Genomic DNA, 26,031 nt, shown 5'->3' on the forward strand with positions numbered 1-26,031 from the left:
TGAATCCATTTCATAATACCTTTTATGAATTGGATTCTGGTGCATGCAGCTTTATTGTATCAAAGCGTGAAGCGGCTGGGCAAATGAAGATCTCATTAAGTGAGCGGTTTTAACATAATGCTCATAATTTGAGCTTTTGGGCGGAAGCCTGCTCATTTTTTGTTTTTGCAACGGCAAGACCTGTATTTTTGAAGGTGATCTCATTGCCTGTCCCTCTTATTTGAGTTAAACTAATGATTATCTATTATGGGTTTGCATACATGAATTGGCAGAAAGAGGGGGAAGGTGAACGGATGCAGATTTTACCTGTGCTTGTTCTCATGGTTTTATTTTTTGTCATGATGTTTGGGATCGGTTTCATTTTGAATATGCTGATGAAGACAACGTGGTTTCCTTCTTATTTGTTTGTCATCGTGCTGATTCCTGTCGTAATCTTCACCATGTGGAATCAGGAAAGTATGAGCCTTGGTGCGCATCTCGGTACATATCGGCTAGTGGATTACTTAACAGGTATTGCTGGACTTGTAGGAGCCGTGATGAGCGGATGGACGATTAAGAAGCTGAGGCTTGGAGGATACCGAATGTTTTAGTAATTAACTTGATACTTATTGCAGGACGCCTCTTTCTGGATGAAGAAGGGGGTTCTTTTGTCATATCAGGGGTTCACTTTTCATAGAGTGATAGAGTACAATAGTAAACCGTGGCTTTCAAAATAGAAGAATGGTCGATTAATGTCGTATAAGATGAAATAGCGGAAAGATTAAGCAGGGAAATTGGCTATTTTTGAAGATTTAAGCGGACGTCTTTTATGATAGAATAGAGAAACATTATTATTCGGAAGAAGGAGAAATGAGCGATGCGCATGAAGAACATGCTGCACTTTACCGAGAATCATCGATACTGCGTTTTCCGTGAGTTTGGACTTAGCAGCCTGGACGAACGGATGCTCAGCTCCGCATATCAGCCCATGGCGGGGGCCTTTGCGATCAGCTTGTACAGGCTGTTATTCCAGCATGTCAGAGCAGATCAAATCGGCTACTCCACGATGGAGCAGCAGCGCAAGCTGTTCCTGGCGCTGGGACTCGAGCCCAGTGATAAAGGACGCAAGTATTTGATGGAGCAAACCTCCAAGCTTGAAGCCGTAGGGCTGCTTCAGACTTCCCGAGTTTATATACCTGAGACAGATGAATATACCTATGAGTATGAGCTGTATCCTCCCTTGTCTCCCGGTGAATTTTTCCGGACCCAGCATCTGACGCTGCTGCTGAGAGATAAGATCGGCAAGTTCGCAGTCCTTGCATTGAGATCGCAGATTTGGACTGAAGATGCCGAGGAGTCAGGCTCACCCTTAGCGAACAAGGAGAATATCTCTGTCCCGTTTTACGATATATTTGAGCTGAATACTCATGTCATTGACTATGAGCTTGAGCAGGCGTTATCCGAGATGTCGAGTGCTAGGTCTGAAGCAAGTACGCCGGCAGTGCCTGAGAATGATCAGCTGAACTACGCGGATATTATTTTGCGCTTCCCTCGTGAATCTGCCAATCGGCGTTATGTCGAGCAGCTCCGATTTGAACCGGATCAGCTTGGCCTCGTGAACTATGTTGTACACAAATATGACCTGGGGATTCAGGATGTATGCCGATTGCTCGATGAGGACGACGTATTTAACACCCGTGGGGAGATTATACTGGATCGTCTGCAAGAGCTGGCCAGCAGCATGTTCAGGCAAGGGAAGAAGCGGAAGGAAGAGCGGTCCATCCACGCAGCGAAGGTGGTCAGCATGCGGCAGGCGATTGACAGTAAGCAGGCAGATGAGCCTCCAGTCGAGCATGGGGTAGAGATGGAATATTATTTGGAAGTGCCGCCTCAATTCTCTTCCAAGTGCGATATACACCAGTACAATATGATGCTTCGTAATGAACCTTATTTGCGTTTGCTGCAAACCTTTTTCCCAGGCTCTGTACCCGACAATCTCATTGACATATTTGAAAAAGTAGACCTCAGCTATAAGCTTCCGGGTGAAGTCATTAATGTATTGATTCATTATCTGATGACTCTGCTGGTGTCTGGAAGTGAACAGCGTATTAATCGTAATTTTGTGGAAGCCATTGCTTCCAATATGCTGCTCAAGCAGGTCAATACTTATGAAAAAGCGGTACAGTATATCCGTGACCAGTCGAAGGTCAAAGGCAGCAAAGATAAAACGAATGAGAAGGCTCAAAGACCAGGCCGCGCGAGAGGTTATGCTTCACAGCAGGCCAAACTGAAGCCGGACATTCCTATTGTTCAAGATACAGGGGACGGAGCCTCGGTTACCGAAGAGGAGCTTGAAGAGATGATTCGTTTTGCCGAGGAAATGCAGGCGAAGAAGTCACTCCGTTAAAACAACAATAAACTTCAACAATCATATATTTCAGTACAAGAAAGGAGGGCATTAACCAAAGATGGGACCGCTAGGACAAATATTACAGCAGATGAATCCGTCGTTTCGTCAACAGTCTCATGCCATTGCGGACAAGCTGAAGGCGGATCCTTCGGTTCGCCGGTTCTTGGAAGAGAACCCTGAGGTCGATGACACCCGGTTTATGCTCTCATTATCCAAGTTTTTTCAGTATGCCAAAGACAGCAGCAATTGTGCGAACTGCCCAGGTCTTGCGAAGTGCCCGAATGACTTCGAAGGACATTATTCGAAATTGTCAGTGGAGCATTTTAACGGTGAGCCTGAAATTATAGATAAAAAAACTCCCTGCAACCTGCAGCTTGCAGCGATGCACAAGAAAAAGGTCAAGGAGCGGATCCAGAGCTTCTATGTGGATGAACGTGCTCTGAGTGAGGGGTATAATGTTGCCGAGATTCTAAGAAAAGATCTGCAGCGTGCGCCTGCCGTGAATCAGGTGTTTCGTTACGTTAATGAAGCGAAGCAGAACGGACTTTCACCACATGGACTATATCTCGAAGGCTCTTTTGGAACAGGGAAGACGTTCCTTATGGGATATTTGCTGCATGAGCTGGCGCTTGAAGGGTTCACCGGCGTCATCGTTTATATGCCTGACTTTGTAGAGGATCTGAAATCCATGATCCAGGACGGGCAGAAGCTGAAGGAAACAACAGAGATGCTTAAGAACTGCGACCTGCTCATATTTGATGACATCGGTGCTGAGAACTTAAGCCCTTGGGTACGAGATCATGTACTGGGCTCAATTCTGAACTATCGTATGAACCGCAAGCCGACGTTCTATACTTCAAATTATAATCTGGACAGCCTGGAGCAGCATCTGAGCTTTACGAGCAAGGACGGGGAAGAACGGCATAAGGGACAACGCTTAATGGACCGGATTCGTCCTTTTGTAGACGTGGTTCCTGTACGTGGAGACAATCAGCGTGGAAAACATCGGTAACCGTATGGAGCTGATGAAATCATAAATATCGGGCACAATAAACAAAGCCTGATCATCCCGTCACAGCGGGTGAATCAGACTTTGGCTTGGGTCATGGGGCTTTCTACTTGAAAGCCTACGCCATCAGGAACTTAATGATAACCATTCCAAAAAAGATAACGGTCATCAGCACGAACATGCCGACGAATCCGCCAATGAGATCGAAGAGATCGTTACGCGGTTCTTCGTTCACATGGGACCTTGGATCGTACGGTCTGACAATGTTTGGTTCCATGATGCTGCCCTCCTCTGTTTACGTACTAAAACAATATAAGTATACCCACTATAGGAATCACTTGTAAAGATTTCTTGAATAGGGAAACTTTTGTAAAGAATACGCTAAATATATGCATATGCATGTATTTCATTACGGAAGGCGTTGTGCTATAATGAACTCAATCGTTTACCAGAACGATATGAAGTTTAATAATAACTACGCAGTATATATAAGGAGGACATAATTCATGGCTATTGTTAATGTATCCGATCAATCCTTCAACACTGAGGTTGAAGGCACAGGTACGGTTCTTGTAGATTTCTGGGCGCCTTGGTGCGGTCCTTGTAAAATGCTTGCTCCTATTCTGGAAGAGCTTGCTGGTGAAGTAGGCGATGACGTGAAGATCGCTAAAGTAAACGTGGATGAGAACCCTGAATCGGCTTCCCGTTTTGGTGTAATGAGCATTCCTACACTGATTCTGTTCAAAGACGGTCAGCCTGTGGATAAAGTGGTTGGCTTGAACTCTAAGGAAAACCTGAAAAATCTGATTTCCAAGCACTAATCGGCTTAAGAAATGAAGATGGTAACGCCTCCGGCATTGCAGCCTGGGGCGTTTTTTCATGGTTTTTGCGGTTTGGATGAAGAATACAGGATAGCACTTGATCGAACGAGGAAAGAAGCTATACTATAATATAGGGAACATGCATTCGTTATTTGTTTCCTTTTACAGATTTTTTTACTTTTTAAGACTTCCATTTATCGTTTATATATAGATTTAATTGTACAGTTTAACAGGGAGGGGGAACGAAGGAAGATGGAATCACATCTTGGACATATTCAAGAACAGGAGAAGGCGCTGGAGCAGATCAGACACAAGCTGGCGCTCCTGCCCGATCTGCCTGGCTGTTATCTGATGAAGAATGATCAAGGGACGATCATCTATGTCGGGAAAGCGAAGGTGCTGAAGAATCGGGTGCGCTCCTATTTTACAGGAAGCCATAACGGGAAGACGCAGCGGCTTGTTGCGGATATTCGGGATTTTGAATACATCGTCACGGGCAGTAACAAAGAGGCGCTTCTGCTGGAGCTCAATCTGATCAAGAAGCATCAGCCGCGTTACAATGTACTGCTTAAGGATGACAAGACCTTTCCGTATTTGAAAATAACGAATGAGCGGCATCCGAAGCTGGAAGTCACACGCCGGGTACTGAAGGACAAGGCAAAGTATTTCGGTCCATATCCGAACTCCTATGCAGCACATCAGACGAAGAAGCTGCTTGACCGAATGTATCCGCTGCGTAAATGCGGAGTTATGCCGAAGGAAGTGTGCTTGTACTACCATATGGGACAATGTCTCGCGCCTTGTGTCAAAGAGATTGGCAAGGAGACCTATGAAGGGATCAGCACTGAGATTGCTTCCTTCCTGAGTGGAGGTCACGAAGAGATTAAGAAGGATCTTCAGAAGAAAATGGAGGAGGCCGCAGAGGATCTGTACTTTGAACGGGCTAAGGAGCTGCGTGATCAGATCATTGCGATCGATGCCCTGATGGAGAAGCAGAAGATCACGACCGCCGATACCAAGGACCGGGATGTCTTCGGCTTTGCTATAGATAAAGGCTGGATGAGTGTACAGATTCTATATATACGCCAGGGCAAAATGATTGAGCGTCATTCCACCTCGTTTCCTTTTTACGGAGATGCGTATGCGGACTTTATATCTTTTGTAACCCAGTATTACAGCGATAATCCGGCCTTGCCGAAGGAAATACTTCTTCCCTTGCTGCCAGAGGAAGAGAACAAGCTGCAGGAGACTCAGGGAGCAGACGAAGCGCATGAGCAGGCACAAGTGTATAAATTAGAGGAGAACGAGCAGGAGGAGGAGTCGGTTCCAATTCCTGAGGAGGCTGCCTCTGAGGATCAAGAGACGAGCGGAATTGATGATCCCGTCAGTGCGGCAGGGCTGCTTCAAGAATGGCTGGATATCAAGGTTCTTATTCCAAAGCGGGGATTGAAGCGCCAAATGGTCTCAATGGCTACAGAGAATGCGAAGGTATCTCTCGATGAGAAATTCCGTTTGATTGAGCGGACAGAGGAACGCACTTCAAAAGCCGCGCAGCGTTTGGGTGAGGCGCTTGGACTCTCCTCGCTCAGTCGTATCGAAGCCTTCGATAACTCCAATATTCAAGGAGCGAATCCGGTATCTGCAATGGTCGTGTTTATTGACGGCAAGGCGGAGAAAAAAGAGTATCGCAAATACAAGATTCGATCCGTTAAAGGCCCGGATGATTATGAAACGATGCGTGAAGTCATCCGCCGCAGGTATGAGCGTGTACTGAAGGAGAATTTGACCCAGCCCGATCTGATTATCGTCGATGGCGGTCGTGGTCAGATATCCTCAGCGCTGGATGTCCTTCACAATGAACTCGGGTTATATATTCCGGTATGCGGTCTTGTTAAGGATGCGAAGCATAAAACATCGCAGCTGATGATCGGTGATACGTTTGAAGTCATTCAGCTGCCGCGGGACAGTCAGGAGTTCTACCTGCTTCAGCGAATCCAGGAGGAGGTTCACCGCTTCGCTATCACATTCCACCGTGAGCAGCGCGGCAAATCGATGGTTGTATCCCGTCTGGATGCGATACCGGGTATTGGCGAGAAACGGCGCAAGCTGCTGCTTAAGCATTTTGGATCTCTGCGCAAAATTAAAGAGGCCAGCGTCGAAGACTTCCGGCCTCTATCGATTGGCGATAAGCTCGCCCAAACTATTATTGACTCTCTTCAGGACGAGGAGCCGTAAATATCGGCTTCTCTTTTTTTGTTCCCGAATGAAAACGGTAGATGACATAACCCACGATGGCAGGAAGGATCATCCAGAACACTCCGGCAGCTACATTTATGGCATCCTGCATGGCGAGCAGGCTGATGCCCATCAGAATGCTGTTAAAGATAACATGGCTGAATACAGAAGTGATGAAGCCATATTTGATCATAATGAAGCTGAATACAAGCCCGATAATCGTGAGTTCAATCGGTCTTGTGATGACAGGGTAGATCGGATACAGCGTATGACCGAACGCCCAGATGAGAGACGTAATCATTGCAGCCAGCACGGTGCTTCGTACCATCTTCTTGAAGATTCGAATACCGAACAAACGGTAAACGGCTTCTTCCCCAATGCCAGCCATCCAGGCAAGGATGGGCATAAGCCACGGATAGACCATGTTATAAGGGGACTGGCTGGTATCTGTTGTAGACCATACGCCGAGCCCTTTCTCAAGCACGAAGAAGATGACGGACTGCAATCCAAGCAGTATAAATGCCCATAGGTAACCCGAATACATGCTGTGAAGCACATAGCGGCCATATCCAGGCTCCTTGGCCCGTCCCCATAGATTGTAGCCGTCCTTTCGCCAGAGTCCGTTTCCAGCGACGAGAGAGAAGTATACAAGCGCGGTCATGGCCAGCGTAAACAACGCTTGGATCCCAAACAAGATGACAAGCATAAGGGTAGAATAACCTTCCGCCTGGAAAGTCGGCAGCAAGTTGATCGTACCGATCATGGAGAACAGGAAATACAGAATGGATAACCAGATTCCTCTTTTAAATGAGGTATAGGCTCTTGTCAGTACACTGTACACGATAGCGAGGACACCAAGCAGCAAGGTGAATAGACCATAGCCTGCAAGCGTCATGAGGTTGGCTCTGGACGTTTCCTTCTCTACATATGCTGTGTGATCGGCAGGTACAGAGAACTCGGGTTCAAATGAACGAATATCGCCATTCTCAAAAGTGAAATTAAGCTTCAGTGTGCTATCTCCGAGCTCCTTGCTGTGATCTGCATAGACAAGCCCGGGTTCGGATGCGGTTGTTTCCAGCTCCAGCGCATTTACGTCATAGCCTAATTCGGATAGAACAGGGACAGCAAGACTTACCTTATCCTCCAGTGAGATTCCGCCTTCGGATAACCGAAGTAGTGCGGCTCTCCCTTCTGATTCAGGCACCAGTTCATTGGTTGAATAGTCGGAATCCGGTGATTGCCGGATATAGGATACAGGCTTCGCACTATTCATATGGACATCTACATTCAGATATCCTCCTGAAGCTTGGTCAGGAAGTCTTACCCGGTATACGTCATACGGATATTGTTCCTCATACTCTTTGTCATACTGCTCAAGCAGCTTCTGATTCGCCAGATAGCCGTATAATTCGGAGCTTGTCTGATATGTAACTAATACGTCCTCAAATAAAATCTTATCGTTTAGTCCGAGTTCACTCTCGGCATATTGAACGGCAGCTTGGTAGGCTTCTTCTTTGCTGATTACCTTCGCTGTCTGTTGCTCCGTTGACTGCATTGACGTTCCCGGCAATATCTGAAAAATAAAAAACAAGATCAGGCCGATGGCCGCGAGCACCCCGAGCAAGCTGTAGTTCGGTTTGAGCACTAAAGGCTGCCCTGGTCGATTCAATGTCATTCCTCCATTCTTAATTGAGATAGTTCAGCTTACAGTAAAGATAGCATATGCCGCTGTCTCAAAGCCAATGAATAGAGAAAATGCTCGAGAAAGCGGTTTACTGGCTTGAAAATGTCCAATAATGTTTCATAATATGTTGACTTTAAAGAAGTATATTCATTTTTGCACTTTTTTAGTGAAATTAAGGTGTTTTTGATTTTGTCTCTCTTTCCTGAAAGTCTTATAATCGTGGTTGAACTTCATACGAGAAGCAATAAGCCGAATTCTAAAGTGAAAACAGGGGAACCAATACAATATAGCCTGGACTTTAAAGGGCTGTTTGGTTCTTTTTTTGATGAATGGAATATAAAACGAGGTGAACCTGTGCTTAACGAGCAGCACCGTATTTTCAAATTGAATCCACCACAGATTTTGGTGCTTGGCTTTGCCGGCATTATCCTAATCGGCACCCTGCTCTTGATGTTGCCCGTTTCAAGTGCGAACGGACAAAGTGTAGGATTCGTTGATGCGCTGTTCACAGCGACATCTGCTACATGTGTGACCGGACTTGTCATTCTGGACACCGGATATGACTTTTCTATATTTGGCCAGGTCGTCATTATGTTTCTTATCCAAATCGGCGGTCTGGGATTTATGACCATGTCCACCTTGATTGCCATCGTATTCAGACGGCGGATTTCGCTGCGGGAAAGACTGATTCTGCAGGAAGCGTTCAACCAGAGTTCGATTGAGGGCATTGTTAAGCTGGTCCGTAAAGTATTATTCTACTCCCTGACGATTGAAGCAATAGGAGCTGTCTTGTTTGCGCTTAGATGGTCTTTTGATATGAGCATAGGCAAGGCAGTATATTTTGGCGTATTCCACGCAATATCGTTGTTTAACAACGCCGGCTTTGATATCTTTGGTGACTATCGGAGTCTGACGCTGTATGTGGATGACCCGTTCATCAACATCATCGCGATGGCATTGATTGTTTCAGGGGGTCTTGGCTTCGTCGTTCTCTCCGATGTGCTGGAGCTTCGAAAAAGAAAAAAACGGACCCTGTCACTGCATTCAAAAGTAGTATTGTCGATCACAGGCTTCCTGATTGTCTTCGGTGCTATGGTTGTATTTGTCTTAGAATTCAGTAACACGAAGACCTTAGGCGGACTGGATACAGGCGGGAAGATCATCGCTTCCTTCTTCCAATCGGTTACGGCGAGGACTGCAGGCGCGAATGCTCTTGATATTGCGGGCTTACGCCAGGCAACCCAGTTCTTTATTATCCTGCTGATGTTTATCGGGGCTTCTCCGGGGTCGACTGGGGGCGGGATCAAGACTACGACATTTGCCATACTTGTCGGTGCCGTGCTATCGATGGTGCGAGGCCGGGATGATGTCGTCATGTTCCGATATCGTTTGGCTCAGGAACGAATTATTAAGGCACTGACGATTACAATGATTTCGCTGCTCATGGTGGTTGGTGTAACGATGATTCTATCCACTACAGAAGATGCACGCTTTCTTATGATCTTGTTTGAGACCACATCGGCATTCGCAACGGTAGGGCTGTCCATGGGGCTTACACCTGAGCTGACGACCATTGGCAAGCTGCTGATCTGCCTGACGATGTTTGCAGGTCGTCTTGGGCCGATAACACTCGCTTATGCGCTCAATCGAAAGAGCAAGGAACTGTATAGACATCCAGAAGGCAAGATTATTATTGGTTAAAGAGGAGATTTGAGACTAACGTTATGAAAAATCAGCAATTTGTTGTTGTTGGGCTCGGCCGCTTCGGTTCCAGTCTGGCAATGGAACTCGTAGAGAATGGTTATGAAGTCCTGGGTATAGACCGCAATGAGGAGATCGTTAATGATATGAGCGAGTTCCTGACTCATGCGGTCGTCGCGGATGCTTCGGATGAGGATACGCTTCGTTCACTGGGCATCCGTAATTTTGACTGCGGTATCGTGGCGATTGGCGACGATATTCAGATGAGTATTCTGTCCGCCATCCTGCTCAAGGAGCTTGGTGTGAAGAAGGTCATTGCTAAAGCGATCTCGCTCCTGCACGGCAGGGCGCTGGAGAAGCTGGGCGTAGACCGGATTGTCTATCCGGAGAGAGACATGGGCAAACGGGTTGCGCACCAGCTTGTTACGCCGAATCTGCTCGATTACATTGACCTGTCCGACAACTACAGTATTGTAGAAATGACGGTTCCGAGATGTCTGAATGGCAAAACGCTCTCCGAGCTGAATTCAAGAGCCAGATACAATTGCAGCATTGTCGCCCTGCAGAAGAATGAGGGCATCATTATTGCACCAACCGCACTCGATCATGTGCATACTGGAGATATCATGATTATTATAGGGACCAATGACAACATTGAGCGTTTTGACGAAGAAGTCATTAGCCAATAACAATATTTCCTGAGCTAACCGCGCTTCGCAGCGAAAAATTCACGTATTTCGTGAATCCACTGCTTGGCTGTCGCGCTTAGCTCTTCTTTTTGTCCATAGATCATGCAGGTCGTCCGTCTTGTTTGTCGAAGCTCAGGAATATGAACCGTGACCAAGTCATTGTCCGCGAGCAGCTGCGGCCTCAAATAGGATTTGGGGAGCAGAGCGGCAAGCTTGCAGGTTGGAAGCAGACGTACAATGGCTTCGAAGGAATCGATCTCCATCCGGATATCCGGCATAACTCCTGATCTGTGGAACAGATCATCCGTTAATTTGCGATACCAGGTACCCTTGGAGAAGGTGATCATCGGCATTTTTTGCAGATCATCCATTTTGGATGCTTGTCCGCTCAGAGGATGTGTGCTGGCGACAACGAGCTCCAAATGGTCGTCGAAGAGAGGGAGACAGTTTAGTCCAGGCTCGTTAATAGAAGAAGCGACGATGCCGACATCAGCCTGCTTGTCGCGCACACTGGATACAATCTCATGAGTCTTGCCTGTAACGAGCTTGATCTCCGCATGCGGATGGTTGTCCATAAATGCGGTAATGAGCGGAGGCAGTGTCGTCTGCAGCGTCGTTAAGCTGGCACCCAGCGTAATAGCACTGTCCGTATCGTCCTTGAATTGAGCCAGCGTTTGCAGAAATTTCAGCTGCTGCTGCTGCTGTTCAATCGCAAAATCATAAGCAAGTCTACCGATAGAGGTCAGCTCGAGTCTCTTGCCAACCCGATTGAAAAGGGTAACGCCTAGTTCATCCTCCAATTTGGCGATCTTACGGGACAGAGCAGGCTGTGACAGGTTTAACAGCTTGGAGGCTTGGTTCAGGCTGGATTGCTCAACAACAGCGGCAAATGCTTGCATTTCTTCATACATAGATGCTTCATCCTCCTGGTCAGCGTTTATTAACGTATATACCTTATACCCTATAGTTATAACATTTAATAATTATATTGCAATTCCCTTATAAGAAAAAAAACGAGTAACATAAGAGCGACACAGGTTGTTCACAAGTTAAGCAAAAACTAGAAATTTGTCGAGCCTTAGTGAACTAGAAGGTCACTGTGTGATCCAGATAATTTGAACCGGAGACATCATGAACTTTTCATGAGCCATTCCCATACTGAATACTTTCGTTTGACGGGGAGCAGGATCTTTTGTTCATTTTATCTTCCAAATTCAAATATGAAAACGCTGTACATGGAAAGGGGAAAGTCAGTTTATGAAAGGTTACTATGCCCGAAAGATTCACTCGCTTCTAGGCCTCATCCCTCTGAGTGTGTTTTTTCTTATGCACATGTTCTCGAACTTTGCAGCTGTTGAAGGCGGGCCGGAGAGGTTTCAGTCCGCAGTAAATTTGATCAACAGCCTTCCGCTGCTGCTTTTGATGGAAATCTTCGTGATTTATGTCCCTATGCTGTATCACGGTGTTTACGGATTGTACATTGCGTATCAGGCCCAGCCGAACGTTGGCAGGTTCAACAATGAGCGCAACTGGAGATATACGTTTCAGCGTATATCCGGCGTCATTACTTTCGTATTCGTGATCTGGCACGTCTATCAGACGCGCGTTCAGGTATTCCTGGGCGAGGTGAGCCATGAAGAGCTTGGTGCGCTGATGCACAGTATTGTAACGAATCCAGTCTATTTCATTATTTATCTGATTAGCGTCGTGGCAGCTTCTTATCACTTTGCCAACGGCTTGTGGGCATTCCTTGTTAGCTGGGGAATTACGCGAGGCCCTCGTGCACAGCGAGTATCCTCATACGTATGCATGAGCTTGTTCGCAGTCTGCTCTATTATGTTTGTTGCATCTATCTTTGCCTTCCGCTCTGTGGAATTTGATGCATCTGCTGTAATCGAAATGTTGAAAGTAACAGTCTAAGCTGTAAGAGGAGAGTGAACTAGAAATGGCTACATCCAACATTATTGTCGTGGGCGGCGGTCTTGCAGGACTTATGGCAACAACCAAAGCTGCAGAAGCAGGGGTCCACGTTCATCTATTTTCTATTGTACCTGTCAAAAGATCTCACTCCGTATGTGCCCAAGGCGGTATTAACGGCGCAGTTAACACCAAGGGGGAGGGCGATTCTCCATGGGTTCACTTCGACGATACCGTGTATGGCGGTGACTTCCTGGCGAATCAGCCGCCAGTTAAAGCGATGTGTGAAGCCGCACCAGGCATCATTCATCTAATGGACCGGATGGGCGTTATGTTTAACCGTACGCCGGAAGGACTGCTCGATTTCCGTCGTTTCGGAGGCACTAAGCATCACCGTACCGCGTTTGCAGGTGCGACAACAGGCCAGCAGCTGCTGTACGCTCTGGATGAGCAGGTACGCCGCTGGGAGACAGCGGGTCTCGTTACGAAGCATGAGCACTGGGAGTTTTTGCAGGCGGTTGTGGACGATGAAGGTATATGCCGCGGGATTGTGGCTCAGGATCTGCGCAGTATGGAAGTCGCTACATTCGCAGCGGATGCAACGATTCTGGCAACTGGCGGTCCCGGCATTATCTTCGGTAAGACGACGAACTCGGTTATTAATACAGGTACAGCGGCAAGTGCGGTATATCAGCAAGGTGTGACTTATGCGAACGGAGAATTCATTCAGATTCACCCGACAGCGATTCCGGGTGATGATAAGCTGAGACTGATGTCAGAATCGGCACGGGGTGAAGGCGGGCGTATCTGGACTTATAAGGATGGTAAGCCTTGGTATTTCCTTGAAGAGAAATACCCGGCTTACGGTAACCTTGTACCGCGGGATATTGCCACACGTGAAATTTTTGATGTGTGTGTTAACCAGAACCTCGGTGTGAATGGCGAAAATATGGTATATCTTGATCTGTCTCACAAAGATCCGAAAGAGCTCGATGTTAAGCTCGGCGGTATTATCGAGATCTATGAAAAATTCATGGGTGACGATCCGCGCAAGATTCCGATGAAGATATTCCCTGCGGTTCACTACTCTATGGGCGGCATGTGGGTCGACTATAACCAGATGACTAACATTCCGGGATTGTTCGCTGCAGGAGAGTGTGAATACCAATACCACGGGGCCAATCGACTTGGCGCCAATTCGCTCGTATCGGCGATTTACGGAGGGATGGTTGCAGGTCCTAAGGCGGTTGAATATATCAAAGGCCTTAAGAAATCAGCACAGGATGTATCCTCTTCTGTGTTCGACAGATATCAGAAGCAGCAGACCGATAAGTACGACCGCATTACCAAAATGCAAGGCACAGAGAACGCCTATGTTATTCATAAAGAACTTGGCGATTGGATGAAGGACAATATGACGGTTGTCCGCTACAATGACCGTCTAGAAGCGACCATCGGTAAAATTAAGGAATTAAAAGAGCGTTACAAGAACATTAACGTGAACGATACATCCAGCTGGAACAATACGAGTGCATCCTTCACAAGACAGCTGTGGAACATGCTGGAGCTGGCTGAAGCGATGACGCTGGGCGGACTGCTTCGCAATGAAAGCCGCGGGGCGCACTACAAGCCGGAGTTCCCGGATCGTGATGATGAGAACTTCCTGAAGACGAGTCTTGCAAAATGGACGCCGGATGGACCGGAAATTTCGTATGAGCCTGTTGACGTATCTCTGATTCCGCCGCGTATCCGTGACTATTCCAAGGACAAATAAGAGCAGTAAGGAATGAATTATAAACAGTAAGGAGGAACCATCATGGCAGAAACCGCTGTAAATAAACAAACCGTGAAAAGTGTGAAGTTTGTCATTACCCGCCAGGATAAACCGGACTCTCCTTCCTATATTGAGGAATTTGAGCTTCCGTACCGTCCCGGAATGAACGTTATCAGTGCGCTCATGGAAATTCAGCGCAACCCGGTGAATACTTCGGGCAAGCAGATTGCTCCGGTATGCTGGGACTCCAATTGCCTGGAGGAAGTCTGTGGTGCATGCTCGATGGTTATTAACGGGAAGCCGCGCCAGGCCTGTGCTGCACTCGTGGACCAGCTGGAACAGCCGATCCGGCTTGAGCCAATGAAGACCTTCCCGGTAGTACGAGATCTGGTTATTGATCGTGATCGCATGTTTAAGGCGCTCAAACGGGTCAAAGCATGGATTCCGATCGATGGAACTTATGACCTGGGGCCAGGTCCGCGGATGGCGGAAAAGAAGCGTCAGTGGGCTTACGAGCTGTCCAAGTGTATGACCTGTGGTGTCTGCCTTGAAGCATGCCCTAACGTGAATGACAAGACAGACTTTATCGGTCCAGCAGCGATCTCACAAGTCCGCTTGTTCAATGCTCATCCGACAGGTGAGATGAACAAGGAAGAAAGACTCGAATCGCTTATGGAAGATGGAGGAATTGAAGGCTGCGGTAACTCGCAGAACTGTGTAAGAGCTTGTCCAAAAGGCATTCCGCTTACAACTTCCATTGCAGAGATGAACAAGGATACGACCAAGCATATGTTTAAACGCTGGCTGGGCGCATAATGTCCCGCCTTGCAATATGAATCACAAGAACTCCGTCTTGAAGCTGAAGACGGAGTTCTTTATTATGGGCAGAGCCAGGCCTGCCTTGGCTCCATACAGATACCCGGAGTGTGTTATAATCGGAACTAACTGAAGAAGGGATGTGCAATACATTTGACGGAACCCATTATAGACCGACCCGTGACCCGGACAGAAATTAGTAAAGGGCTCTATCAGCTGGGGCTCAGACCCGGAATGACGCTGATTGTGCATTCTTCCCTGAAGAGCTTCGGCGGGTGGATTCCAGGGGGCGCACCTTCTGTAGTCCTTGCTCTGCAGGATGTGCTGGGCCCGGAAGGCACACTTGTCATGCCGACCCAGTCAATGGATTTAACGGATCCATCCACTTGGATGAACCCTCCTGCAGACCCGAAGTGGTGGGAGCTTATTCGTGCTGAAATGCCGGCATATGATCCGGAGATGACAGAGACTTCTGGAATGGGTGCCATTGTTGATGCATTCAGGCAGAGCGGTGCTTCACTACGCAGTCTGCATCCGCATGTGTCCTTTGCAGCGCGGGGACGACTTGCACCCTATATTATAGAGAAGCATGCCTATGATTATCCGCTGGGAGAGGAATCACCACTTGCCCGGCTGTACGACGCGGATGCGCATGTCTTGTTAATTGGCTGCGGACATGATCGGAATACTTCATTGCATTTGGCAGAGTATCGGACGGAATATAAAGGCAGGAAGGAAATCCAGCAGCAGGCTCCAGTCCTTGTGCAGGGCAGGAAGCAGTGGATTACCTATCGTGATTATAATATCAGCTCCGATGATTTTGATAAGCTGGGACATGATTACGAGCTGGCGGACAGCTCTATATTTGCCAGAGGTCATATCAGGCAGGCCTCCTGCTTCCTGGCACCGCAGCGTGCATTAGTTGATTATGCTGCGGAGTGGCTCAGGACAAAGAGGGAGCTATAGTATTTCATTAGAAGGGGGAAATTAAGCTTGGAATTTACACCACGCCCGAATAGGGATCCGGAAGATAAACCTGTACGTCCCAAGGATGGAAGTGAGACGGTTCCGGCCATTTTCCCTGGCAAACCCAAGCAGCATCATCCTTCCCGCAGAAGCTTCTTGAAGAAGATGATGAAGCTGGGACTTACCGCGGGTGCCGGTCTGTTTACGGGAGGGTATGCGTGGCTGTGGGAGCCGCGGAATCTCGAAGTGGAGCATGTGAACCTTACGCTCCCCCGACTTCCTGAGAGCTTTCAAGGGATGAGAATTGCCCATTTCAGTGATATGCATCTGGGGTTCCACATGGATAAATCGGATATGGAGCGATTGGCGAAGGCGGTCAGAGAGCAGTCTCCGGATATCATTTGTTTTACTGGAGATATGGTAGAAGCGAAGGCGGAACCTATGGCAGAGTGTGTCCCCCTGCTCCGAGCTATGCAGGCCCCACTAGGCAAGTATGCCGTGCTCGGCAATCATGATTATCGTGGACGGGAGTATAAGAAGCTGGCAAAGCTGTATCACGATGCGGGCTTCACATTACTAGTTAATGAGCATGTTACGGTCGAAAAAAACGGGGAAGTCATTGCCGTCGCGGGCCTGGATGATGCCTTGAATGGTGTGCCTGATCCGGCAGCTGCACTTGATGGCCTGGAAGCTGATATATTTACACTCCTACTAATGCATGAGCCGGATTACGCCGACATTGCGTCTGGATACACCTATGATCTGCAATTGTCCGGACATAGTCACGGAGGACAGGTGAGAGCTCCCTTTATCGGCGCTCTGACCACACCGCGCGGCTCTCACAAGTATATTCAAGGGCTGTACTACACCGGAGAAGAAGGGGCATCCATGCCCGTCTACGTAAATCGGGGTGTCGGTATGACTCAGCTGCCGATCCGCTTCCTATGCAAGCCCGAGCTGACGATGATTCATTTGTAATCTGCACATGAATCATCGCAGTGGGACGAACAATAATAGAAAGGAAATGATACGATGGAACGAATCGCTATAGTTTCCGATATTCATGGAAATATGACCGCCTGGACAGCCGTACTGGCCGATATGCGTCATCGCGGGATTACGCGTATCTTCTGTCTTGGTGATCTGGTGGGCAAAGGACCGAATCCGGAAGCCTGCTTAGACAGTGTCCGTGCGAACTGTGAAGTGGTTGTGCGAGGGAACTGGGATGAGCTTGTGGCCAAAAGGCAGGAAGGGCTTCATTTTGAGTGGCATGCGGATCGACTTGGTCAGGAGCGTCTATCTTATTTATCCTCTTTGCCCTTCAGCTGCCATTTCAGACTTAGCGGACGTTCCATTCGCCTAGTACATGCTTCGGCTGTGAGTGTATATCATCGTGTCCAGCCATGGGACAGCATAGAGGAGAGACTCGGTATGTTCGCGCCGATTGCTGCATCCATTGAAGAGCTGGAGCAGGAAGTGCCGGATGTAGTCGGTTATGGTGATGTGCATAATGTTTATCTTCAGCATATCAGCGGCAAAGTGTTATTTAATGTGGGCAGCGTAGGCAACCCATTGGATATTCCGGAAGCTTCATACTGTATTCTCGAAGGAGCTGATCTTACGATGGAGCCATTCGGAGAGAAGACGTCCCCGTCTGATGCGGCTTTTAATATCCAGTTTATTCGTGTGCCTTATCGTATCGAGGAGGAAGTTCAAATTGCACTGAATTCAGGTGCCCCGGATATGGATCTCTATATCAATGAAATCCGCACGGGTGTTTATCGCGGTATAAAAAAATAAAGAAAATGGATGATAGGAGCATACGATCATGTTCACGAAGCATGCGTTAGGACGAGGACTGCCGGTGCTGAGGACAGAGCGCTTGCTCTTCAGAGGCCTTACGCCGAGTGATGATGAGACGATATTTCGCTTTTTGAATGATGTGGAGGTCATAAAGTATTTAAATCGTGTACACTTGCCGACTAAGCTTCGGGCCAGGCGTTTGCTTAAAGAAATATGGATATCCGGCGCGAGACTTGAATCGGTTCACTATGGTATACGTCTCCTTGAACAGGACGAGCTGATCGGGGTTATCTCATTCCAGCAATGGAAGGAAGATAAGAAGGAGGCACAGATCGGGTACATGTTTGACCGCAGGTATTGGGGTCAGGGGTATGGAACGGAGGCTGTCGGACGAATGATCCGTTTCGGCTTTGAGGAGCTGGGGCTTCAGCGAATTGAAGGCAAATGCCATGAACATAATCAGCGCTCCCAGAAGGTTCTCATCAAGAATGGAATGAAGTATATGCGGACACATAAGCATTTTTCCCTGTTTCCCAAAAATGGGCAGGATGTGCTCGTGTATGTGAAGGAACAGACATTATAATTAAAGTAGGTACACTATGAAAATCGAACAATGGTTTAGACACCCCGCAGGGATTGTCGTAAGTGCAGTTGTCGCTACCATGCTGTGGGGAAGTGCGATGCCGATTATAAAGATCGGCTATGAAGATTTGGGAATTGGTGCAGCGGATTACGGTGCCCAGTGGTTGTTTGCGGGTTATCGGTTTACACTGGCAGGTCTGCTGCTTATTATATTTCATTATTTGGTTACCCGAGGAAGAGGAAAAACGGAGCAGCGTAAGAAGCTTGGCAAAGGCAGATTGTCTCGTCTAGCCCTCATTCAAACCTTTCTTCAATATTTACTGCTGTATGTAGGACTCAGCTACAGCACAGGGATACAGGGATCCATCATCGTCGGATCTACCTCCTTGTTTCAGATGCTCTCTGTACGCTTCGTGAATTCGGCAGAACGACTGACGGTAATGAAGATTACCGGATTGCTGCTGGGATTCTTAGGTATTGCTGCTGTCGGCATTGGAAAAGGGGACCTCAGTCTCTCCTTTGGCTGGGGAGAATTGTTGCTGCTGGGCTCAGCCTTTTTTGGCGGTGTAGGCAATGTACTGGCGAAGCAGGAGAGCAGGCATGAGCCTGTGTTATCCTTAACGGGAAGACAGATGGCGCTTGGAGGAATTCTGCTTATCGCCGTCTCTGTACCGATGGTCGGCGCAGCTCCTTTTGCGATTAACGGTACGCTGTTCATGTATCTGTTGTATCTGTCTGTTCTCTCGGCTGTAGGATTCGGAATCTGGAATACCATTATGAAATATAATGATGTCGGACGTGTATCGATGTATCTGTTCCTGATTCCGGTATTTGGCGTCATATTATCTTCCATTCTGCTTGGAGAGCAGATGTCCGGCTGGGTTGGAGTTTCACTGTCGCTCGTTGTCAGCGGAATACTGATTGTAAACAGGTCAGTCACGGTTAGAACGGTGGTTTCAAGAGCCAAAGCGGACGCTCAGCAGTCGTAATGTAAATTAATGTACTTTGTTACACAAATGAAATATTACTGAAACTTTACTCTAACAGTGAGCGGGTAAACTTATTGACATGACCCCCTTTTTGATAATATAAATTCAATGCTGTTGGGACCCGTTTATTAGAGAAGCGGGTCCATTTTTTTTGCCTTTTACACAAAAAAGACCGCATTATGCGGCCTGACAGCTATTATAGCAGGTATTATAGAGGAACAATCTGAATTTGCTTCTGTTTGTAATACACCCATTCCGTAAACCCGATGTCGATCAGCCTTGTGCGGACTTCCTCCCATTCATCTCCAACACGAGAGGGCTTATGCGCATCTGATCCGAACGTAACATATACTCCGTAATAATGGGCTCTCTCCAGAATTTCGTCAGCAGGATACCAGCCTCCGCATAGTTTAGTCTTCCCTGAAGTATTGATCTCAATAGCGATCTTCTCCTCAGCAATGACCTTTAGGGTCTCATCTATAGCCTTGCTCGCAGGAATGTCGGCAAACGCAGGGTAATTCCCCTTCATGGCATCGATATGTCCAAGGATTTGAAACATGCCGCTTCTTGCGGATTGCCGAATCAGGTCATAGTAAGCCTCTTTTACCTGAAGGCTTGCCTGATCGTCTAATCCCTTCCATCTATTTTTGTTAAAAATGCTCACACCGCCGGTGCTATGTACAGAACCGATGATATAATCGAAAGGGTATTTGCTGAGCGTCTCATGATAAATATGTGCAACTTCGGGAAAAAAGTCAGATTCGATGCCGAGCAGGACGTCAATTTTCCCTTCATATTCCTTCTTAATGTCCAGAACTTCCTGTACATAATGACGAAGCTCTGCTTTGGCCATCGCGATCTTCGGGAAGGGTTGTTCCTCTTCGCTGCCGAAATAGGGAGTATGGTCCGATATGCCGATGGCGGCAAGTCCAGCGGAAATACCAGCTTCCACGTAATCGCGTATGTTCCCGTCGGCATGGCCGCAGCGGAAATGATGCGTATGCAGATCAAATTTCATTCCTGTTCCTCCTTCTTCGTTATTCCGAGCTTACAAACTGAGTTTCCGGCATTCCTTTGAGGTCGCTCAAAAATTGCTGCATCGCCGAATTTAAATACCGGCTGGATTTATAAATGACGCCGACAGGATGGCTGACCTCGAGCTCACTGAGCGGGATCATGACCAGCGTCCCGAGACGAAGCTCTGCGGCAATGGCTTGCTTGGAAATAACGGCTGCGCCGAGATCCAGCTCCACCATTCTTTTGACTTCCTCACTGCTGGACAATTCCATTACGATATTGGGCTCAATCCCGTGTTTATCCAAGATATTATCTACAAACCTGCGGCCGACTGTATCCGGTGACAGCATGATGAGCGGCGTTGTACCGAGTGCATCAATCGTAGCGTGTTTTTTCTTTGCCAGCGGATGCTTGGGGGAGACGACCAATTCAAATGTATCATAGTACAGGGTAGAGGTACTTAAATTAGGGTTCCGTTCAATAAGATAACCGATTCCGACATCTATCATCCCGTTCTCTACTTGCTCATAGATTTGTGAGGATGGCATGGATTGTATGCTTGTCTTAATCCGTGGAAACTGATCTTGAAAATAAGACAGAATGCGGGGCAATATCTGAATGGCGATGGATGTAGTTGTGCCCAGTAATATATGTCCCTGTGGATTCTGATCAAGATCCAGGAGCTTGAGCTTCAGTTCATCCACAATCTCAAGAATCCGTTCGGCGTGGTTCAGAAATACCTTGCCGCGGTCGGTTAGGGCGACCGGCTGTGATCTGTCCACAAGCACCGTCCGAAACTCATCCTCAAGGCTTTTGATCTGAGCTGAGACGGCAGGTTGTGTCAAATTAAGAAGTTCTCCGGCTTTACGGAAGCTCATCGTTTTGGAAATCGTTATCAGTGTCTCCAATTGACTGATGTTCATGACTAGCCTCCTGACTTCATAGGTTGCATAATAGTTCGCTGATCGCGTTGTCTTCTCTTCAAAGTACTCTATTAAATTATAGGCGATTGGAACCGGCAGAGCAATGTAGATCGTGGCTCAGGCTTGTTCAATAGTTTATGTAAAAAGCAAATTTAATTAACATATCTCATGTAAAGTTATCATATGAAATCTCAGATTATGCAAAAATCATGCTATATGAATATTAAAAAAACGGAATAAATGATGGAGGGGTTTACGAATGGATCCAAAGCAAGCACGTGCATGGGTCATGTATGACTGGGCGAATTCTGCCTTCGCAACAACCATGATTGCGGCTGTACTTCCGATCTTCTATCAAAATGTCGCGGCTGCGGGACTGGATGATGCAATAGCTACCAGCTATTGGGCTTTCTCTCAGACGATCGCCATGATTCTTGTCGCTGTTCTCTCCCCTATATTAGGCGCGGCGGCGGATGTCGGGGGACGCAAAGGAACCTATCTCATGATTGCAGCCATATTGGGGGCGGTTGCAAGCTCGGCAATGGCACTGACCGGGACAGGTGACTATATTATTGTATCCATCCTTTTTATTATTGCCACACTGGGCTTTTCCGGCGGTAATACCTTCTATGATTCCATGCTGCGAGATATCGCCCCGCCTCAAGATCGGGATATGCTCTCTGCACGCGGCTATATGTTTGGCTACATTGGAGGAGGGCTTCTGCTGCTTGTCCATGTCGTTATGATCCAAGGCTGGGAAAGCATTGGCTTTACGTCTCAAATTCAGGCGATGCAGCTTGTGTTCCTGACCTCAGGCTTATGGTGGCTGCTGTTTGCCATTCCTCTTCTCCGGAGATTTCCTCTGCGTGATAAGGGAGTTTCCCGATCTGCCGGCCGTTCTGTTGGACAAACGGCGCTCCACAGTGTCAAAAGTGTGGCGAGCACACTTCTTCACGTGAAGAAGTATCCCGAATTGTTTAAATATCTCATTGCATTTTGGTTCTTCAATGATGGAATCAGCACGATTATCAGCATGGCTGCTATTTATGGTGCTGAGATCGGAATCGGTACAACCCACCTGATTACAGCTCTTCTCATTACTCAATTTGTGGGTGTGCCCTTTACATTCTTATTCGGGAAGCTGGCGGGTAAGATTGGGGCCAAGCGTTCTTTGTATCTGTCGCTTTGCTTTTATGTGGTCATTGTTATTTTCGGCTTCTTTATGGAATCGGCCCTCCATTTCTATATCCTGGCATTTATGGTGGGAATGGTTCAAGGAGGATCTCAGTCTTTGGCAAGGTCTATTTACAGCCGCCTGGTGCCTGCGCATAAGACATCGGAATTCTTTGGGTTCATGAGTCTGTCAGGTAAAGTATCTGCGGCTCTAGGCCCCGCTGTATTCGGGTTTACGGCAGCCGTCACGGGAACGAGCAGACTGGCAATTCTATCGGTGCTTATCTTCTTTGCTCTGGGAATATGGATGCTGACTCGGGTTAATTTGGCCAAAGGGGAAGCCGAGGCTTCCGATGATTCCGAACCGCCGGTAGCAAGAAATCCAGGAAAACCTCCTGCGGCAACGGTATAGTCCTATAGAACTAATGTTGGGTGCGGATCAAACATGGATTAAATACGATTTGGTATAAATATTCACTTCTTACTTGTCGATAACAATAATTATGGGCCTTTGGCTTGAATTCGTAATGAATTTTGGTGTGGCTTCAAGTATAATATTGTTAAAATAATGGGACTTTTGATTCGTGACCATTAACCTAGTAAGGAGGCACAATCGTTGAAAGCCGAAGTGATTAATCCATTCTTGGAGTCCGCGCGGCTCGTATTTGAGCAATTGATTCAGATCTCACCTTCCGCCGGCAAGCTGGGTATCAAGCAAGTTGAATTTCTCGAGGACCACATCTGGATTCTAATCGGAATGACGGGACAATTGAACGGGAAGGTCGTGTTCGGAATACAGGAGCAGGTGGCACTGCGGATTGTCTCTGCGATGATGGGCGGATATGTCATCTCAGAGATGGATGAGATGGGGCAAAGTGCGATTTCAGAGCTTGGCAATATGATCAGCGGAAACGCAAGCACGATACTATACAATCAGGGCATTGCCGTTGATATTACGCCGCCGCAAGTAACGAAGTCCTCTCATCCAGCGATGGATGCGGTGACCCAGGCGCTAAGCATTCCGCTTGTGATGGACGGTATTGGAGAGCTTGATATTCAGGTGATGATTTCGTAAGAAGCTCAAATAGCTTGGAATCCGCTGTGAGCAGCTTATATCTTATGAGGAAACTGTAATCTTGAAACCCATTTGCAGGTACACTATGATCAGATACATAAGTGGACTGCATTCGGGAGGTAAAAAAGATGAAACTAAAGGATAAGGTAGTACTTATTACAGGTGCTTCCAGCGGTATCGGCGCAATCTGTGCGCAGAAGCTAAGTGAGCAGGGGGCCCTGCCCGTGCTGCTGGCGAGATCGGAGGATAAGCTCCAGAAGATCAGTGCCTCGATCGCCGGAACACCGGACTGGTATCCGCTGGACGTAACTGATAATGAGCAAGTGGAAGCACTGATTACGAGGATCATCGACAGGTACGGTCGAATCGATGTTGTGCTTAATAATGCAGGGTATGGTCAATTCGAGATGACGAAGGACATGACCGTAGCGGACTTTGAACAAATGATGGACGTAAATTATATGGGTACGGTACGAATGACAAAGGCTGTACTGCCCCATATGCTTGCATCCGGACAGGGGCATATCGTCAATGTCGCATCCATGGCAGGCAAGATTGGGACCGCAAAATCCGCCTCTTATACGGCCACCAAGCACGCTGTTCTAGGCTTCAGTAATGCACTGCGTCAGGAGCTGAGAGAAACAGGGATCAAGGTAACGACGATTAATCCGGGTCCGATTGATACCCCCTTCTTTGAGACGGCAGATCCCGGTGGTGGCTACATTAGCAACCTGAAGGGCTTTATTATGCAGCCTGAATATGTAGCGGATAAGATGGTGCAGGCGATCGTCAAACAGAAGGAAGAGGTTAATCTTCCCCATATCGCTGCAGCTGGAATAAGATTATACCAGTTGTTTCCAAGGCTGGCGGACAAGCTTACGTATGGTTTGTTAAATCGTAAATAGCAGTAGAGGGCTCTTGAACATGATTTGTGCTCAAGAGCTTTTTTGTGTGGTTTTGATTCGTTTTGCAATTCATTTCGGCGAGCTAGATGGATACTGCTGTACCGTTCTTTTGTTTTTTGACAACCGTAATTTGGTACGTGAACGTTTTTCGCATATAATGAACAGTAATGAACTTATAACAAAGGATGGACTTGAATGACAACAACATTTGATTCGCTCGGACTAAGCCCGGGTTTGATAGAACGACTTGACGAGCGGGGGATACAGACGCCTTCTCCTGTACAGGAGCAGACCATTCCCGTCATTAAGGAAGGCAAGAATGTGCTTGCGCGTTCTCAGACAGGAACAGGAAAGACACTGGCTTATTTACTGCCGGTGCTGGAGACGGTTAATACCGATATCAAGGGTACGCAGAAGCTGATCCTCGCTCCAACACAGGAGCTGGCGATGCAGATTGTTCGCGAAGCCGAAACGTACGGTACCTACCGCGGCATTAAGACGCTGGGACTCATCGGCGGCGCAGCAATCAAGCGCCAAATTGAGAAGCTGAAGGAACATCCGGAGGTCGTCGTGGGGACACCGGGACGGGTACGTGAGCTTATTGAAATTCGCAAGCTGAAAATGCATCAGATCACGACAATTGTCATTGATGAAGTGGATCAAGTGTTCCAGCTCGGCGGAGCCGGAGATGTGGACCAGATTATGCATCGTTCACTGCGGGATCGTCAGCTTGTATTCTTGTCTGCAACGGTGGATAAGGAGACCGAGCAGCTTGCCAAGCGCGAAATGAAGGATATGGTCACCATAGGCATTGAACCCGAGCAGATGACCGCGAGCGGTCTGACGCATCTCTACTTTGTAGCTGAGGAACGGGAAAAGGTGGACATGCTGCGAAGAATTGTACGCCATTTTGACCCGTCCAGAGCGATCGTGTTCGCGAATACGGCAGAAACCATCGCGGCAGTAGAAGGCAAGATGAACTTTATGGGTCTATCCGCGGCGGCTTTGTATGGAGATGCCGATAAAATGACACGGAGCAGAGTCCTTGCGAATTTCAGAGAAGGCAAAATCAAGCTGCTGATAGCCAGTGACGTTGCGGCACGCGGATTGGATATTCAGGATCTTCCTCTGGTCATCAACTTTGATCCGGCCTTTGATTCTGATCATTATGTTCACCGGGCAGGCAGAACAGGACGGATGGGCAAGACGGGAACGGTGATTTCCATTGTGGGCGAGAAGGAAACGTTCATTATGCGTAAATTCGCAAGAGAGCTCGGAATCGAGCTGATTGAACGGGTGCTGTACGGAGGAGAAGTACAGGAACGGGACGATCAAGCGAAGCGCAGTGTATTCCGTGAAGGCACAAGAGCAGGCGGTCCAAGTAAAGAGGCTGCTCCAAGAACGGCTTCTCCAAAAGCGAGCATCAGCCATACGTCAAGCCGTCCGAAGGACAAGCCGGCTCCAGCGGCAAGACGCAAGAATGAGAAGGCGCAGGACAAGAAAAATAAAGGGGCTCCGAAATGGCTCAAGAATAAACGTAGTGATAACAGCGAGTCCTAGAAG

24 protein-coding genes are annotated in these 26,031 nt (G+C 47.7%); 19 read left to right on the plus strand and 5 right to left on the minus strand.

Going from position 1 to position 26,031, the window contains the following annotated elements:
• Positions 1–260: 260 nt before the first annotated feature.
• From TCA2_RS21055 to dnaI, 3 genes are all read left to right on the plus strand, one after another.
• Positions 261–590, plus strand: a complete 330-nt coding sequence (locus TCA2_RS21055) for a YuiB family protein (protein WP_370510377.1) — start codon at positions 261–263, stop codon at positions 588–590.
• A 266-nt stretch (positions 591–856) separates the two neighbouring features.
• Positions 857–2,386 carry a DnaD domain protein gene (locus TCA2_RS21060; protein ID WP_047913574.1) on the plus strand — a complete coding sequence of 510 codons (1,530 nt, stop codon included), beginning with the start codon at positions 857–859 and terminating at the stop codon, positions 2,384–2,386.
• A gap of 61 nt (positions 2,387–2,447) precedes the next feature.
• A complete protein-coding gene (gene dnaI / locus TCA2_RS21065) occupies positions 2,448–3,401 on the plus strand; it encodes a primosomal protein DnaI (protein WP_047913575.1) in 954 nt (317 codons plus the stop codon).
• 115 nt (positions 3,402–3,516) lie between these two features.
• Here the strand turns inward: dnaI and TCA2_RS27020 are convergent, their stop codons facing one another.
• A complete protein-coding gene (locus TCA2_RS27020) occupies positions 3,517–3,675 on the minus strand; it encodes a YqzM family protein (protein WP_090726846.1) in 159 nt (52 codons plus the stop codon).
• A gap of 229 nt (positions 3,676–3,904) precedes the next feature.
• Between TCA2_RS27020 and trxA the strand changes: the two genes are divergently transcribed.
• Both trxA and uvrC read left to right on the plus strand, forming a co-directional pair.
• Positions 3,905–4,219, plus strand: a complete 315-nt coding sequence (trxA, locus tag TCA2_RS21070; RefSeq protein ID WP_047913576.1) for a thioredoxin — start codon at positions 3,905–3,907, stop codon at positions 4,217–4,219.
• A gap of 252 nt (positions 4,220–4,471) precedes the next feature.
• Positions 4,472–6,454 (plus strand): excinuclease ABC subunit UvrC, encoded by a 1,983-nt coding sequence (gene uvrC / locus TCA2_RS21075; protein ID WP_047913577.1) that lies wholly within the window; start codon positions 4,472–4,474, stop codon positions 6,452–6,454.
• On the opposite strand, the gene TCA2_RS21080 is transcribed toward uvrC, so the two are convergent.
• A complete protein-coding gene (locus TCA2_RS21080; RefSeq protein ID WP_047913578.1) occupies positions 6,423–8,123 on the minus strand; it encodes a CPBP family intramembrane glutamic endopeptidase in 1,701 nt (566 codons plus the stop codon). The genes uvrC and TCA2_RS21080 overlap by 32 nt on opposite strands.
• Positions 8,124–8,492: 369 nt before the next feature.
• Between TCA2_RS21080 and TCA2_RS21085 the strand changes: the two genes are divergently transcribed.
• Together TCA2_RS21085 and TCA2_RS21090 are read left to right on the plus strand one after the other, a co-directional pair.
• On the plus strand, positions 8,493–9,839 hold the full coding sequence (locus tag TCA2_RS21085) for a TrkH family potassium uptake protein (protein WP_047913642.1): 1,347 nt from the start codon (positions 8,493–8,495) through the stop codon (positions 9,837–9,839).
• Between the two features lie 23 nt (positions 9,840–9,862).
• Positions 9,863–10,528: a TrkA family potassium uptake protein gene (locus TCA2_RS21090; RefSeq protein ID WP_047913579.1), complete on the plus strand. Its 666-nt coding sequence runs from the start codon at positions 9,863–9,865 to the stop codon at positions 10,526–10,528.
• A gap of 14 nt (positions 10,529–10,542) precedes the next feature.
• Here the strand turns inward: TCA2_RS21090 and TCA2_RS21095 are convergent, their stop codons facing one another.
• Complete coding sequence (locus TCA2_RS21095; protein WP_047913580.1) at positions 10,543–11,439, minus strand: LysR family transcriptional regulator; 897 nt, start codon at positions 11,437–11,439, stop codon at positions 10,543–10,545.
• A gap of 346 nt (positions 11,440–11,785) precedes the next feature.
• Here TCA2_RS21095 and TCA2_RS21100 point away from each other — a divergent pair, with 346 nt between their 5' ends.
• From TCA2_RS21100 to TCA2_RS21135, 8 genes are all read left to right on the plus strand, one after another.
• A complete protein-coding gene (locus TCA2_RS21100; protein WP_047913581.1) occupies positions 11,786–12,448 on the plus strand; it encodes a succinate dehydrogenase cytochrome b558 subunit in 663 nt (220 codons plus the stop codon).
• Positions 12,449–12,473: 25 nt separating this feature from the next.
• Positions 12,474–14,219 carry a succinate dehydrogenase flavoprotein subunit gene (sdhA, locus tag TCA2_RS21105; protein WP_047913582.1) on the plus strand — a complete coding sequence of 582 codons (1,746 nt, stop codon included), beginning with the start codon at positions 12,474–12,476 and terminating at the stop codon, positions 14,217–14,219.
• Between the two features lie 42 nt (positions 14,220–14,261).
• Entirely contained in the window at positions 14,262–15,035 is a 774-nt protein-coding gene (gene sdhB / locus TCA2_RS21110) for a succinate dehydrogenase iron-sulfur subunit (protein WP_047913583.1), read from the plus strand.
• A gap of 153 nt (positions 15,036–15,188) precedes the next feature.
• Positions 15,189–16,001, plus strand: coding sequence for an aminoglycoside N(3)-acetyltransferase (locus TCA2_RS21115; RefSeq protein WP_047913584.1), 813 nt, complete (start codon positions 15,189–15,191; stop codon positions 15,999–16,001).
• A gap of 27 nt (positions 16,002–16,028) precedes the next feature.
• Positions 16,029–16,979, plus strand: coding sequence for a metallophosphoesterase (locus TCA2_RS21120; RefSeq protein ID WP_081872717.1), 951 nt, complete (start codon positions 16,029–16,031; stop codon positions 16,977–16,979).
• A gap of 54 nt (positions 16,980–17,033) precedes the next feature.
• A complete protein-coding gene (locus TCA2_RS21125; protein WP_047913585.1) occupies positions 17,034–17,801 on the plus strand; it encodes a metallophosphoesterase in 768 nt (255 codons plus the stop codon).
• Positions 17,802–17,829: 28 nt separating this feature from the next.
• A complete protein-coding gene (locus TCA2_RS21130) occupies positions 17,830–18,387 on the plus strand; it encodes a GNAT family N-acetyltransferase (protein ID WP_047913586.1) in 558 nt (185 codons plus the stop codon).
• Positions 18,388–18,403: 16 nt separating this feature from the next.
• Positions 18,404–19,375 carry a DMT family transporter gene (locus TCA2_RS21135; RefSeq protein WP_047913587.1) on the plus strand — a complete coding sequence of 324 codons (972 nt, stop codon included), beginning with the start codon at positions 18,404–18,406 and terminating at the stop codon, positions 19,373–19,375.
• A gap of 208 nt (positions 19,376–19,583) precedes the next feature.
• Here the strand turns inward: TCA2_RS21135 and TCA2_RS21140 are convergent, their stop codons facing one another.
• Together TCA2_RS21140 and TCA2_RS21145 are read right to left on the minus strand one after the other, a co-directional pair.
• Positions 19,584–20,393 carry a histidinol-phosphatase gene (locus TCA2_RS21140; protein ID WP_047913588.1) on the minus strand — a complete coding sequence of 270 codons (810 nt, stop codon included), beginning with the start codon at positions 20,391–20,393 and terminating at the stop codon, positions 19,584–19,586.
• A gap of 19 nt (positions 20,394–20,412) precedes the next feature.
• Positions 20,413–21,315 (minus strand): LysR family transcriptional regulator, encoded by a 903-nt coding sequence (locus TCA2_RS21145; RefSeq protein ID WP_047913589.1) that lies wholly within the window; start codon positions 21,313–21,315, stop codon positions 20,413–20,415.
• Positions 21,316–21,574: 259 nt separating this feature from the next.
• Here TCA2_RS21145 and TCA2_RS21150 point away from each other — a divergent pair, with 259 nt between their 5' ends.
• The 4 genes from TCA2_RS21150 (at position 21,575) to TCA2_RS21170 (ending at position 26,028) form a co-directional block, all read left to right on the plus strand.
• Entirely contained in the window at positions 21,575–22,900 is a 1,326-nt protein-coding gene (locus tag TCA2_RS21150) for an MFS transporter (protein WP_047913590.1), read from the plus strand.
• 204 nt (positions 22,901–23,104) lie between these two features.
• Entirely contained in the window at positions 23,105–23,563 is a 459-nt protein-coding gene (locus TCA2_RS21155; RefSeq protein WP_047913591.1) for a chemotaxis protein CheX, read from the plus strand.
• 128 nt (positions 23,564–23,691) lie between these two features.
• Entirely contained in the window at positions 23,692–24,468 is a 777-nt protein-coding gene (locus TCA2_RS21160) for an SDR family oxidoreductase (RefSeq protein WP_047913592.1), read from the plus strand.
• Between the two features lie 195 nt (positions 24,469–24,663).
• Positions 24,664–26,028, plus strand: a complete 1,365-nt coding sequence (locus TCA2_RS21170) for a DEAD/DEAH box helicase (protein WP_047913594.1) — start codon at positions 24,664–24,666, stop codon at positions 26,026–26,028.
• The last annotated feature ends 3 nt before the right edge of the window (positions 26,029–26,031 follow it).

Source organism: Paenibacillus sp. TCA20, assembly GCF_000732325.1.
Lineage (GTDB): Bacteria > Bacillota > Bacilli > Paenibacillales > Paenibacillaceae > Paenibacillus > Paenibacillus urinalis.

Coding starts and splice junctions, on each gene's coding strand:
- TCA2_RS21055 (WP_370510377.1), top strand. CDS start 261: ATGAATTGGCAGAAAGAGGGGGAAGGTGAACGGATGCAGATTTTACCT.
- TCA2_RS21060 (WP_047913574.1), top strand. CDS start 857: ATGCGCATGAAGAACATGCTGCACTTTACCGAGAATCATCGATACTGC.
- dnaI (WP_047913575.1), top strand. CDS start 2,448: ATGGGACCGCTAGGACAAATATTACAGCAGATGAATCCGTCGTTTCGT.
- TCA2_RS27020 (WP_090726846.1), bottom strand. CDS start 3,675: ATGGAACCAAACATTGTCAGACCGTACGATCCAAGGTCCCATGTGAAC.
- trxA (WP_047913576.1), top strand. CDS start 3,905: ATGGCTATTGTTAATGTATCCGATCAATCCTTCAACACTGAGGTTGAA.
- uvrC (WP_047913577.1), top strand. CDS start 4,472: ATGGAATCACATCTTGGACATATTCAAGAACAGGAGAAGGCGCTGGAG.
- TCA2_RS21090 (WP_047913579.1), top strand. CDS start 9,863: ATGAAAAATCAGCAATTTGTTGTTGTTGGGCTCGGCCGCTTCGGTTCC.
- TCA2_RS21095 (WP_047913580.1), bottom strand. CDS start 11,439: ATGTATGAAGAAATGCAAGCATTTGCCGCTGTTGTTGAGCAATCCAGC.
- TCA2_RS21100 (WP_047913581.1), top strand. CDS start 11,786: ATGAAAGGTTACTATGCCCGAAAGATTCACTCGCTTCTAGGCCTCATC.
- sdhA (WP_047913582.1), top strand. CDS start 12,474: ATGGCTACATCCAACATTATTGTCGTGGGCGGCGGTCTTGCAGGACTT.
- sdhB (WP_047913583.1), top strand. CDS start 14,262: ATGGCAGAAACCGCTGTAAATAAACAAACCGTGAAAAGTGTGAAGTTT.
- TCA2_RS21125 (WP_047913585.1), top strand. CDS start 17,034: ATGGAACGAATCGCTATAGTTTCCGATATTCATGGAAATATGACCGCC.
- TCA2_RS21130 (WP_047913586.1), top strand. CDS start 17,830: ATGTTCACGAAGCATGCGTTAGGACGAGGACTGCCGGTGCTGAGGACA.
- TCA2_RS21135 (WP_047913587.1), top strand. CDS start 18,404: ATGAAAATCGAACAATGGTTTAGACACCCCGCAGGGATTGTCGTAAGT.
- TCA2_RS21140 (WP_047913588.1), bottom strand. CDS start 20,393: ATGAAATTTGATCTGCATACGCATCATTTCCGCTGCGGCCATGCCGAC.
- TCA2_RS21145 (WP_047913589.1), bottom strand. CDS start 21,315: ATGAACATCAGTCAATTGGAGACACTGATAACGATTTCCAAAACGATG.
- TCA2_RS21150 (WP_047913590.1), top strand. CDS start 21,575: ATGGATCCAAAGCAAGCACGTGCATGGGTCATGTATGACTGGGCGAAT.
- TCA2_RS21160 (WP_047913592.1), top strand. CDS start 23,692: ATGAAACTAAAGGATAAGGTAGTACTTATTACAGGTGCTTCCAGCGGT.
- TCA2_RS21170 (WP_047913594.1), top strand. CDS start 24,664: ATGACAACAACATTTGATTCGCTCGGACTAAGCCCGGGTTTGATAGAA.